This window comes from Amnibacterium sp., from assembly GCF_025463795.1.
In the GTDB taxonomy this organism is placed as follows: Bacteria; Actinomycetota; Actinomycetes; order Actinomycetales; family Microbacteriaceae; genus Amnibacterium.
This window is the reverse complement of sequence record NZ_JAODBE010000192.1, coordinates 17,571-29,200: the sequence shown is the minus strand read 5'-3', so window position 1 is coordinate 29,200 and position 11,630 is coordinate 17,571. Positions and strand designations below refer to the sequence as shown.

At 70.3% G+C, this 11,630-nt stretch carries 11 protein-coding genes and 1 tRNA gene; 4 read left to right on the top strand and 8 right to left on the bottom strand.

The annotated features are described in order from the left end of the window. Positions 1 to 760: 760 nt before the first annotated feature. A complete protein-coding gene (locus JWQ92_RS16060) occupies positions 761 to 1,192 on the bottom strand; it encodes a Rid family hydrolase (protein ID WP_297345469.1) in 432 nt (143 codons plus the stop codon). Between the two features lie 1,309 nt (positions 1,193 to 2,501). After that, positions 2,502 to 2,909, bottom strand: a complete 408-nt coding sequence (locus tag JWQ92_RS16055; RefSeq protein WP_297345468.1) for a hypothetical protein — start codon at positions 2,907 to 2,909, stop codon at positions 2,502 to 2,504. Positions 2,910 to 3,038: 129 nt separating this feature from the next. Here JWQ92_RS16055 and JWQ92_RS16050 point away from each other — a divergent pair, with 129 nt between their 5' ends. From JWQ92_RS16050 to JWQ92_RS16040, 3 genes are all read left to right on the top strand, one after another. Beyond that, positions 3,039 to 4,283 carry an MFS transporter gene (locus JWQ92_RS16050; RefSeq protein WP_297345467.1) on the top strand — a complete coding sequence of 415 codons (1,245 nt, stop codon included), beginning with the start codon at positions 3,039 to 3,041 and terminating at the stop codon, positions 4,281 to 4,283. 308 nt (positions 4,284 to 4,591) lie between these two features. Then, positions 4,592 to 5,182 carry a GNAT family N-acetyltransferase gene (locus tag JWQ92_RS16045; RefSeq protein ID WP_297345466.1) on the top strand — a complete coding sequence of 197 codons (591 nt, stop codon included), beginning with the start codon at positions 4,592 to 4,594 and terminating at the stop codon, positions 5,180 to 5,182. Between the two features lie 113 nt (positions 5,183 to 5,295). Beyond that, the gene (locus JWQ92_RS16040) at positions 5,296 to 5,592 is read left to right on the top strand and encodes a hypothetical protein (protein ID WP_297345465.1); all 297 of its coding nucleotides are present in this window, start codon (positions 5,296 to 5,298) and stop codon (positions 5,590 to 5,592) included. Positions 5,593 to 5,768: 176 nt separating this feature from the next. Here the strand turns inward: JWQ92_RS16040 and JWQ92_RS16035 are convergent. Further along, positions 5,769 to 5,845 (bottom strand) — tRNA-Ile (locus JWQ92_RS16035). A 191-nt stretch (positions 5,846 to 6,036) separates the two neighbouring features. Here JWQ92_RS16035 and JWQ92_RS16030 point away from each other — a divergent pair. Beyond that, positions 6,037 to 6,444: a hypothetical protein gene (locus JWQ92_RS16030; RefSeq protein ID WP_297345464.1), complete on the top strand. Its 408-nt coding sequence runs from the start codon at positions 6,037 to 6,039 to the stop codon at positions 6,442 to 6,444. Positions 6,445 to 6,492: 48 nt separating this feature from the next. On the opposite strand, the gene JWQ92_RS16025 is transcribed toward JWQ92_RS16030, so the two are convergent. From JWQ92_RS16025 to JWQ92_RS16005, 5 genes are all read right to left on the bottom strand, one after another. Continuing rightward, positions 6,493 to 7,269 carry a PspA/IM30 family protein gene (locus tag JWQ92_RS16025; RefSeq protein ID WP_297345463.1) on the bottom strand — a complete coding sequence of 259 codons (777 nt, stop codon included), beginning with the start codon at positions 7,267 to 7,269 and terminating at the stop codon, positions 6,493 to 6,495. Next, on the bottom strand, positions 7,266 to 7,889 hold the full coding sequence (locus JWQ92_RS16020; protein WP_297345462.1) for a hypothetical protein: 624 nt from the start codon (positions 7,887 to 7,889) through the stop codon (positions 7,266 to 7,268). Before JWQ92_RS16020 ends, JWQ92_RS16025 begins: the two co-directional genes overlap by 4 nt. Positions 7,890 to 7,946: 57 nt before the next feature. Continuing rightward, complete coding sequence (locus tag JWQ92_RS16015; protein WP_297345461.1) at positions 7,947 to 9,161, bottom strand: glycoside hydrolase family 3 N-terminal domain-containing protein; 1,215 nt, start codon at positions 9,159 to 9,161, stop codon at positions 7,947 to 7,949. Between the two features lie 16 nt (positions 9,162 to 9,177). Then, positions 9,178 to 10,410: a glycosyltransferase gene (locus JWQ92_RS16010; protein ID WP_297345460.1), complete on the bottom strand. Its 1,233-nt coding sequence runs from the start codon at positions 10,408 to 10,410 to the stop codon at positions 9,178 to 9,180. Positions 10,411 to 10,576: 166 nt separating this feature from the next. Beyond that, a complete protein-coding gene (locus JWQ92_RS16005) occupies positions 10,577 to 11,551 on the bottom strand; it encodes a DMT family transporter (protein ID WP_297345459.1) in 975 nt (324 codons plus the stop codon). Between the last annotated feature and the right edge of the window lie 79 nt (positions 11,552 to 11,630).

The following is an 11,630-nucleotide window of genomic DNA, read 5'->3' as shown; positions in this document are numbered from 1 at the left end:
GCTGCACGCGGGCACGACCTACCGGGTCCAGGTCAGGGCTCACAACCACGCCGGCTGGAGCACCTACTCGGCGCAGGCGAGCACGACGACCCACCACGCCTGACCAGGACGCCATGAAGGATCGCCGAGACTCGGCGAGACCGGCACGACCGGCACGACCGGCACGACCGGCACCAAGCGATCACAACCCGTGAATCAAAACCTCGAAGACTAGGCAGGGTTTTGAGATGACTTCTGACAATTGGTCCGAGGCGGATTAAGGACAGGAGCTCCCGGAGACACGGTATTTCACAGGGTAGGCGAAGTATCGCAAGAGCCACGCGTCGCGGTCGCAGGTCGCACTTCGCACACAGCCAACGCGGCTGATGCTCGTGTGCTTGCCGTCGCTGCCAACGCTGGTCGAGCTGGTTTGAAACGGCAGGTTGACCGCGTTGAACGGGCCGTCGACCACGAAGGTGAGGGTGCCGTTGAGCTGCTCGAACCATGCGCACCCGCGTACCGATAGTCAGCCCGTGCCCCGGCCGGACTCGTCGCGGCCACGGGCGTGTAGATGTGGCAGTCGGATGGAGCTGAGCCTGCCGAGTCGCAGGCCTCTGCCGAAGCGCGGTGGCCTGCCGATGCGGGACCGGTTCGGCCGGAGCGATTGGCGGCTTGCAGCACGGCGACCGAGTTAGTGGGTTCGGGCGTACTGGCGGCATAGGCAGTAGACCGATCCCCCAGCTTGTCGGGACGGACAGGCGCGGATGCGTTCGGACGGATGTCAGGCGCCGGACGCGCGGCGCACCAGCGCGGTGCAGGAGATCTCCACCACTGATGCCTCGTCGTACAGTTCCGCCACTCCCACCGCGGTCCACGCCGGGAACGGCGCTGCCAGGAACTCGGTCGCGACCGCAAGTAGCTGCTCCTTCTGCGCCTGCAGCCCGACATGATAGGAGTGCAACTCGACGACGTCGCTCAACCCCGCGCCGGCCTCCGCGAGCGTCTCCTCGAGAGTCACGAAGGTCCTACGGATCTGGGCCTTCACATCGATTGCGTAGGAGTGATCAAGCTCTTCCCCGTCGTGACCGGTGACGTAGATAGTGTCACCGACTCGAAGTGCCGCAGGAACCCCGGAGACGGCATAGAACTCGGCCCAGTGCTCGGGGACGACGGCGGCAGCAGGCACTCCTGCCCGCTGTGTCGCGACGATCACTCCGCTCCTCCACCCGACTCGGTCGGTTTCTGTCAGCGAGTCTGGGCCACCGAGATCGACAGGGCAACTTGCGGCGATTGAACCCCGCGACGCGGTTCTCCGCCACGAGGCAATGTTCGACCAGTGGATCGGTTTAGAGAAGGCAGTTCGGCACCATTAGCGACCCGACATCGGGATGATGCGGAGGAGCTGGCATCGGGGGCAGAGGAGGTACGGGGTGCGGGCCCGGTGGACCAGGTCGAACAGGATGTAGCAGCGCGGACATTCGATCGAGTCCAGCCGAGGTCCCTCGTCCGAGGCGTGCATGGTTCGAGTCCTACCGGCCCGTGCCAGCGGGGAAGCGTGGCCGGCCCCGCCAGGGTGGAACCCCGGTTCGGCCGGTTGCGATGAGGAACCCGGACCATCCGTAGGTGGACCATTCCTCGGACGGAGCCGCAGAGACGTGCCGAGGCTTCCACCGGGGCCGCAGTGCGGGAGGTACGGAGGACGGCGCCGGGGGCGTCGATTCCTGCGGGGGTAAGGAGGGGGGTCCGACGGCGCAGGACAGGAACCCGCTGACCAGTCCATCTGTGCCCGAGAACAGACCCGAACGCAGGATGCCGATGTGGGTGCCGACGCGGCTGTAGAGCGCGCCGTCGACGAGCCAGGCCTGGGTCCCGCCGGCCCGGCCGACGAGCCGGTCGGGGAGCATCCAGGCGCAGACCAGTCCGGCCCGGTCGAACACCGGCTCTACCGTCGCGGCGCCTACGATCGCCGGCTGGTCGGCGGGCGACCCTGCCGGCCACTCGGCGGAGAGTCGGTTTTGGATGACGGTCGTCGAGGCATGCATCAGTGGCTGCCGGCCACTTCGCGGGCAACGCCGACGGTGGTGCAGGCGGGCAGGACCGGCAGGATCCTGGTTCCTCCGGTTGCCTCGGGGGCATCCGTGTCGCTGCCGAGCGGTGCCCGCGACCGGTCCCGACACTCGCCGTCAAAGTGCCCCGTGCGCCGGTCCCACGGCGCGACGGGTGAACCGGGAAAAGACTGGATGCTGACCATCGGGGCCCCTCCACACAGCAACGGAAAGATCCGTAGCCGGGGTCCAGGGCAACCCGAGCAATCTACCAGCGGACGCGGTGGCTGCCAAGAGCGCGTGGCATCGGTGCCCGTGAGGAGAGATGTCCCGCGAGAAGAGGTTCAGGCCCGCCGCGATGGCGTCGGAGCCCGTCGCAGGATGCGCAGGCCATGGCGGGCGGGACTACTGCAGGTTTACTTGACTCTTCCCTTCGTCCAGAATCTGACCTCGGCGAAGTCGCGCCAAGGGGATCGTTTACAAACCACGCCTGGACGCCGCCACGGATGCCGCACGGGCGTCACCAGTCGATGCTTGTCGCGAGCGCTGTTGCTCGCGGCATGGCGAGTTTGAGCTCTTCCTCGCTTGGCAGACTGTACCGGTGTGCCGATACGCACGATGTGGGACCAGCCTGCGGCCGGCCTGCGCGCGCCCGAGCCAGCCGATCAGCTCGTTGACGTCATCGGGACGCATCCCCTCGCGCAGACACTTGCTCCAGAAAGCGCTCGGATCCACCTGACGCCAACGCTCGCAGAGGTTCCTGAGATCCGCTTTGAACATCGCCTGCTCGTTCCACTTGAGGCGGTTGTCGTAACTCTTCGCAGCATCAGAGAGAAGCTCGGCGATGCCTGCGAGGCTCGGCGGAAGGCCATCGGTCAACTTCATCGCCACAGGTTGGTCCAGGGGTCCGACCCGATCAGTACGTGCAGGAGCATGCCGCAAAGCTTGCTGAGCTCCGCCGCTCGGACGGTTGTCAGGCCTCTCGCGGGGTCGATCGACTGGGAAAATTCCGGGGTGACCGATTCAGCCGAGAACCGCATCCATCTTGTCGCCCCGAACGATGGGCCGTCGTTGGCCGCCTGGCGCAACGCGGTCTTCGTGATCTTCACCGTGCAGGGGTTCACCTTCGCGAGCTGGGCGATCCGCGTGCCGCAGGTTCGGGACATCCTTCACGCCAGCACGGCTGAGATGGGCCTCCTGCTGGGCGGTCTCGCCGTGGGCTCGGTGGCGGGGCTGCTCGCTTCCAGCCACCTCGTCACGTGGCTGGGCGCGACGCAGACGATCCGCGTCCTCTCCTGCATCTCGTCCGCCGGTCTTGCAAGCACCGGAGCGATCGCTGCCTTCGCGCCGAATCTCGCCTCTTTGATGGTCGCGCTCGCCGTCCTCGGCGCCGGCTTTAGCATCGTCGACGTCGCGATGAATCTCTCGGGAGCCGCGAACGAGCGCGCGATCGGGAAGACGATCATGCCGCTCTTCCACGCCGCGTTCAGCTTGGGCACGGTCGCTGGGGCGGGCCTGGGTGCGTTGCTGCTGGTGCTCGACGTGCCCATCGGCTGGCACCTGATCGGCGTCGGCCTGCTCGCCATCGGGGTCGCGCTCATCCTCGTCCGCTACCTGCGGCCGGCCGAGCACGTCACCGAGCCAGGCGAGGAGCCGGCCCCGACGGACTGGCGCTCCCGGCTCGCCGTCTGGCGGAACCCGCGCGTGCTCCTGATCGGCCTGATCGTGCTCGGGATGGGCTTCGCCGAGGGCAGCGCGAACAACTGGCTCAGCCTCGCCATGGTCGACGGCTATCACGTCGACAATGCGGTCGGCGCCGCGATCTTCGGCGTCTTCGTCGCTTCCATGACCGTCGCACGCATCGCCGGGGTGAAGCCGCTCGAACGCTACGGCCGCGTCCCCGTGCTGCGCGTCTCCGCGACCACCGCGGTGCTCGGCCTCCTGCTCGTCATCCTGTCCCCCTGGGTGCCCCTCGCGATCGCGGGCGTCGTGCTGTGGGCGCTCGGGGTCGCACTAGGGGCCCCGGTCGCCTACTCCGCAGCGGCCGATGACCCGCGCACCGCGACCGCAAGTGTGAGCGCCGTGGCGACAATGGGCTACTGCTCGTTGCTGATTGGGCCGCCCGTGATCGGGTTCCTCGGACAGGGAGTCGGGCTGCTGAACGCACTACTCGTCGTGCTCCTCCTCATCGCTCTCGCCGGTATCGCCTCCGGCGCCGCGCGAGCTCCGCGGCCGACCGGGCAGCGAAGCCTCGGCTGAGAGCCGTCAGGATTACTGCCGACGATTGCAGACATCGATCATGCAATGGCCGAGATCGAAAGCGTGGGCAAGGACTTCTTCTCGCTTCGCCACCCCGGTACGGCGCTTGCGACCGCGACTCCGTTGGTGATCTCAGCTTCTTGAGGATGTTCGACCGTCCGTGGCTGCCGACCGGTTCCACTCTCCCGAGGTGGCCCGAGTAGGGGCGCGATGCACACCACCGCTCGGCGGCAAGGAAGGGATCGATCCCGCGAGGAGCCGTCCGCTGGTCGACCTGCGCGTTCAACGCGCGAGTACAGTCCGTCGCCGTGGTCGCTATTGCAGGAGCGCGCCGGGCGACACCGGCGGACGTTGACGGGATCACCGACATCGTCACACTCGCCTTCGCCGAGGACCCAGTCTGGAGCCGCCCACTATCCGCGCTTGACGGCGAGGGCAGGCGGTCGTTCTGGCGTCTCTTCGTCGAGGGAGCACTGCGGTATGCCTGGACCTGGCTGCTTGAGGACGGCGCAGCGACCGCGCTCTGGATCCCTCCTGGCGGCTCCGAACTGTCTGCCGAGCAGGAGGACCGCCTCTCGGACGTCGCCACCCGGCTCGGTCAGGAGCAGGAACGCTTCGGCGAGTTGATGCACCGCTTCGAGGCCGCGCACCCCCGCGAGCCCCACTACTACCTCTCGATTCTCGCGACCCATCCCGATCACCGAGGCCGCGGACTTGGCATGGGACTCCTCGCCCACACCCTCACGCTGATCGACCAGGAACGGGTCGGCGCCTACCTCGAGTCGTCAAACCCTGCCAACATCCGCCGATACGAGAGCGTCGGATTCGCGCCGATCAGCGAAATCGCCTACTCCGAGCCCGGACCCGTGGTGACCACGATGTGGCGACCTGCACGGTAGGACCGCTTCACCTCGCGGATGCTGTCCCGCCCGGAGCACTCCCGCGCAGCGGTCGCTGCCGGCAGGCCATTAGTCCCCCGCCCCAGGTCATCGCGCAGGGGATCGATATCGGCGTGCCGCGGCTCCTTACGGAGACGACGTTTCGAGGCCTTCCTCGGGACGTCGAGCTGATCCGGCTGATCGATCGGGTGCACGACGAGAGCGACGCGTTCTCCTCGATCTGGCGCGAGCACGACGTCGCGGTCAGGCGCACGGACCGGAAGACGGTCGTGCACCCGAACGGGACGGTCCACGAGTTCGTCGTGCACCGCCTCGTCGGGCACGATCAGCTGCAGCATCTGCTCTGGCTCGCCCCGGAGTCGGGTGAATGGGATCAGGAGTGGCCGATCACCGTCGACCTGACCACCTGACCACCTGACCACGTGCCCACGATGCCCGTGCAGCTTCCGGACGGCGTGCGTCGGATCCTCGAAGCAGCCAGCCCCTCGGTCATGGGAACGGTCACGAGGAACGGCCGTCTCACCGGACGACGCACGGCCACGGAGCAGCGCTCGGCGAAGAGGCGCAGATCCCGATGGTTCCGGGCTGGTGGGGCGGACGGGACTTGAACCCGCGACCGAGGGATTATGAGTCCCCTGCTCTGACCGGCTGAGCTACCGCCCCGCCGACGACCCTAACCGGCGCGCCCGCTCCGGCGGGGACCTCGTTCCCGCAGCGGATCGTCGGACTGCAGGTCCGCCGCCGGCGGCGTACTCCCGTCGGCCTACCGCAGGTGACTCCCCCGGTCGGACGACGAGGGCCGCAACCGGGTCCACACTCCTTGAGAGCACCAACCCCGACTGAGAGGTCCGCTGATGAGCGCCGCGACGACGACCACCTCCGACCGGCTCGTGCGGCGATCACGCGAAGCCCTCAGCGCACTCGCGGTGGAGTTCCTGCTCGGCATGTCGGTGAACCTGTTGCCGGACGACGGGGCCGCCCGGCTGATCCGTTCGATCGTCCTAGGGCTGCACGTCCTCATCGGCATCGGCATCGTCATCGTGGCGGCGCGACTGCTCGCCGTCGCCCGGCAGGAGGGGCTCGCACGGCGCGAGGCGGCGTGGGGGCTCGCCGTCGTCACGGCCACCCTCGTCGACGGCGTGCTGACGGTCCTGCTCGACAGCGGCTGGCTCTCGTTCGTCATGGCCGCCGGATTCCTCGCCGCCACGCTGCTCTACGTGCGGACGCTCCTGGTCGGCGTGACCGCGCGGCGGGCGCTCTGAGGACCTCCCGGCGCCCCTTCGCCCTGGACTCCTGACCCGGCGAGCGGGTCAGCGGCCGGTCGGCTGCTCCTCGGTGGACGAAGCCCGGCCGATCCCGAGCCAGCCGGAGCCGCCCTCGACGGCTCCGCGACGGCGCTGCTCCCGCATGGCCTGGAGCTGGCGCTCGATGTCCGCCGACGAGCGGCCGGCGGCGAGCTGGTGGTCAAGGTCCTCGTCCGGGGCGGCAGTCTGGTCCTGCACGACACCGCGTGCGATCAGCTCGTCCGTGGCGGCCGCGCGGGCCTGCATCTGACGCACCTTGTCCTTGGCCTGGTCGACGGCGCGGCCGACGCCGTTGAAGTCGGCGCTGATGCCGGCCACGCTCTCGTTCGCCTTGACCTGGGCCGACGACGCCGTATAGGAGGCCTTCAGCGTCTCCTTCTGCGTGCGGAACGCCGCGACCCTGGCCGTCATGCGCCGTTCGTTCTCGGTCAGGTGCTCCTCCTGCTGGCGGAGCGCCTCGAACTGGCCGCGAAGCGTGACGATCTCCTGCTCGAGGCCCGAACGCCGCTCGAGCGCGATGCGCGCGAGGTCCTCGCGGCCCTGGTCCATCGCCTCCTGGGCCTGATCGCCGAGGCGGTCGTAGCGCGCGCCGATCTCCTCGCCCTGCAGCTCGATGCGTTTGCGGGCGGTGGCGACCTCGGCGAGGCCGCGGCGCAGCTGGGCGAGCATGTCGACCTGCCGGTCGTAGCTGTCGTCGAGGGACTCGCGCGGGTCGTCCATCCGGTCGAGCGCGCGGTTCGCCTTGATGCGGAACAGGTTCCGTAGGCGGGTGGAGATCTTCATCGGATCGCTCCCTTCGTGGTCCAGCCCGGTCCGGAGGGCAGCCCGTCCCGGTTGCGCAGCCGATCCTGACCGGCGCGGAGCGCGGTCACCTCGCGCTCCACGTCCGCCCGGAGCTCGGTCATGGCGCCGTCGGATGCCGCCTCGAGGCCGGCTGCGACCGCGGCGCGGAGCTGCCGGACGAGACCGACGAGCTCGGTCACGCGCCGACGCATGGCGGGCAGCGCCGCCCGCAGCGCGTCGCGGTCGTCCTCGCTCTGCAGCACCCGGAGGTGCTGGTCGACGACCTTCGCCTCGGCCTGGATCCGCCGGAAGAGCACCGGGGCGTCCCCAGGGAGGCCCACGCTCGGGTCGGCGGCGCCGATCGCGGCACGGCCCCCGTCGACCGCCTGGAGCAGCTGGAGTCGCAGCCGCACGACCTCGCGCCGCGGGCCGGACTCCGTGATGGACCGCATCCTCAGCGACGCCGCGGTGACGGCGGGGCTGCGCCGGATGCGCCGGACGGCGAGCACGGCGGTCGTCGCGACGGCCCCGACGGTCACGGTGACGCCCGCGCCGCCGATGAGCAGGGTGTCGAGCAGCGCCGTTCCGACGGTCACGTCCATGAGCTGCGGGCCGATCATCGGGACCTCCGAGGCATGGCCGAAGGGTACGCCGCCCGGATGCGGACCGCGGTCGCGCTATCGGCCGACGCCCAGTCGCGCGGCCACCACCTGCACCGCCGCCGCCCGGAGCTTCGTCGCGAACGCCGGGTCCGCGGCTGCCGCGGCGACGAGCGCGGCCCGTTCCGCCGGGATGTGGTCGGGAACGATGTCGAGCAGCAGGTCCCCGCCGGCAGCGACGAACCTCGTCGCCCGCTGACCGGGCGTCCACGCCGCCAGCGCCGCCGCTGCCCCGACGTCGTCGGACATCACCATCCCGCGGAAGCCGAGCCGCCCGCGCAGGAGGCCGCCGATCACGATCGTCGAGAACAGCGCCGGCCGGGATCCGTCGATCCGGTCGTAGATCGCGCTCGACACCATCACCGCGCGGGCGCCGGCGGTCATCCCCGCGCTGAACGGCGCGAGCCGCGCGGAGTCGACCGTGATGGCGTCGTCGACGACGTGCGCGTCGGTGTCGGTGTTCTGGCTGACGCAGCCCAGCCCGGGGAAGTGCTTCACGGTGGCGCCGATGCCGGTCGCGGCGAGGCCGCGCACGACGGCGGCGACCGACCGGGCGGCGGCTACCGGGTCGGTGCCGTAGTTGCGGCGGAGGTCCGCGACCGGCGGGTTGTCGTGCAGGTTCGCGGTGCAGGGGGTGTCGGCCACGGGAGCGAGATCCAGGTTCACGCCGGCGTCGGCGAGTGCCCTGCCCCAGCGCTCCGTGGCGGCCGTGAGCGCGGTCGGCGACTCGCCGGCCTGATCGACGGCCGAGGGGATCGCGCCGAACCCGGGCCCGCTCAGCACCTGCACCTCGCCGCCCTCCTCATCGGTGGCGACGAGCAGCGGCACGGACGGGTCGGCGGCCGTGGTCACCGTGCGCACGGCGGCAGCGACGGCGTCGACACCGGCGCTGCTGCGGCCGCGGATCATCACACCGCCGACGGCTCCGTCCCGCACCAGCGCCGCGAGTCCGGGCAGCTCGTCGACCGTGCCCGCCGTCATCAGCACCGTCCCCGCCTGCTGCTCGACGCTCATCCCCTCGACCACCGCGGCGGCGTCGCCGGCCGTCGTCGCGGTGGGGCTGGGCGTGGACGTCGGGCTGGGACTCGGGGCGGCGGTCGCCGCCGGGGCGACCGTGATGTGCGGCGTGTAGGACGAGGTGGGCGGCTTCGCGGCGCACCCCGCGAGCAGCAGCACGCCGCCGGCCAGGGCGACGGCCCGCACCGCCCTGTGCCGCACGCGTCCCGCCGTCATGCCGGCACCGGATCCGTCAGTCCGAGATGGCGCTCTTGGCCCGCCGCGCGAGTGACCGGAACTGGTCGCGGAGCTTCGCGGAGAGGGGCGGCACGTCGGTGACCGGGTCGGTGACGTCCTCGCCGCGGTACAGCCGCTCGAAGACGGTGATGGTGGTGTCGATGTCGTGCGGCTCGAGCAGTCGCAGCGAGGCGCGCTGCATGACCTGCCGCTCCTCGTTCGGCATGGTGAGCACCCGCTCGAGGCGGTCCGCGAGCGCCGCGATGTCGCGGGGCGGGAACAGGTAGCCGTTCTCGCCGTCCCGCACGAGGTGGGGCAGCGCCATCGCGTCGGCCGCGACGACGGGCAGCCCGGAGGCCATGCCCTCCATCGTGGCGATCGACTGCAGCTCCGCCGTCGAAGGCATCGCGAAGACGGTCGCTCGCGTGAGGATCGCGCGTAGGCCCTCGTCGCTCACGCGGCCCGGGAAATGCACCCGATCGCCGACGCCCAGCTTCGCTGCCAGCCGCTCCAGGTGGTGCCGCTGGTCGCCGTCGCCCACGATGTCGAGCTGGGCGTCGAGTTCGCGCGGCAGGCGGGAGACGGCCTCGATGAGGTCCGGCAGCATCTTCTCGCCGGTCACCCGGCCGCAGAAGACGATCCGCCGGTCGGCCTTCGGCGTGAAGTCGGGCGTGTAGTCGCTCATCCGGATGCCGCACGAGATCGCATGCACGTGCCGGAGCCCGGTCTTCGACTCGAGGTAGGCGGCCGCACGCTTCGTCGGCGTGGTGAGCGAGTTCGCCTTGCGGTAGAGCCGGGCGACGTCCTTCCAGGCGAGCGCGATCGCGAGCGGCCAGACGAACCGCGGCAGCGGCGTGTGCTCGATGAGGTTCTCGGGCATGAAGTGGTTCGTGACGACGAGCGGCACGTCAGCCCTCGCCGCCTCCGTGATCACGCCGCGCCCGATCAGCATGTGCGACTGCGCGTGCGCGACGTCCGGCCGGACCTCCTTGATGATGCGGCGGGCGTGCCCGTGGATCGCCCAGGGGTACACGGCGCGCAGCCAGTCGTGGAGCGGCCAGCGGAAGCTCTTCAGCCGGTGCACGGTGAGCGTCTGGCCGAGGTGCTCCTCGGGGAACGCGCCCTGCCGGCCGTCGTGCGACTGGGCGATGATGTGCAGGTCGTGCCCTCGGGACGCGAGGCCCGCCGCGAGCCGCAGGCTGAAGTTGGCGGCACCGTTCACGTCGGGGGCGAACGTGTCGCCGCCCATGAGGATGGTGAGCTTCTGCTCGCCTTCGGGACGATGCGCGTCCGTCGCGTTCGTGATGGCGGATCCCCTCGACGGTGGTCGGCCCGGTATCGGGTCGATGCTCCCGGACCGTGCTCGACGGTAGCGCATGCCGAGAAACGCCCTGGCGCGGGGACCGGCGCGCCGGTCAGCGGGCGGGATCGGGCTCCTGGGCGAGCTGCGGATGGTGCCGCGCGAGCTGGAAGACCCCGAACACCGCGACGAGCCCGGTCAGCACGAACGCGATCGGCGCCCACCAGGGAGCCTGCGACGCCTCGCCGAGCACCACGACACCGATGCCGACCGCCACCAGCGGGTCGACGACGGTCAGCCCCGCGATCACGAGATCCGGGGGCCCGACGGAGTAGGCGGTCTGCACGAGGTAGAGGCCGCCGCCGCCCGCCACGAGGAGCCCGAGCAGGCAGACCATCGTCAGCAGGTCGAACTGCGACTGCAGCACCCGGTTGATCACCGTCTTCGCGATCGTCGCGACGAAGCCGTAGAGCACACCGGCCCCGATGATGTAGGCGATCGGCGTCATCCGCTTGCGGTAGATCACGTAGAGGACTCCGAACAGGACGACGACGCCTGCGAGCAGCTCGATGATCGTCACGAGCTCCGTGTCGCTGATGGGGGCGTCGGTCGCGACGAAGGCGGCGATCGTCACGAAGACGGCGACACCGCCGACGCAGAGCGCGATCGCCCTGATCACCAGTCGGTTCACGTGCGTGTGGGTGACGCGGGAGTTCAGCACCGCCGTGACGACGAGGGCGATCGCGCCGAGCGGCTGCACGACGATCAGCGGCGCGAACCGCAGGCTGGTCAGCTGCAGCACGATCGCGAGGGCCAGCAGCACCGTGCCGATCACCCAGGAGGGCCGGCGGATCAGCGCCGTCAGCTCCCCGAGGCCCAGCCCCTCCGCGTGCACCCGCAGCAGCCCGTTCGCGTCGAGGGTCGACCGCCGCTCCTCCACCTTCGTCACACCGCGCGACTGGAACTGCGCGCCGAGGCTGAGGAAGACCGCGCCGACGAGCGCGATCGGGATGCCGACGGCCTGGGCCGAGTTCAGTGACACGACCAGGTGCACGGCGGATGTCGCGAGCTGCGGGTCGGCGGGCGGCACGGGGGAACTGTATCCGCAGCGGGCGTCGGGCGGCCGGTCGATACGCTGGCATCGTCCCGTTCCCTGCCGCGAAGAGGAC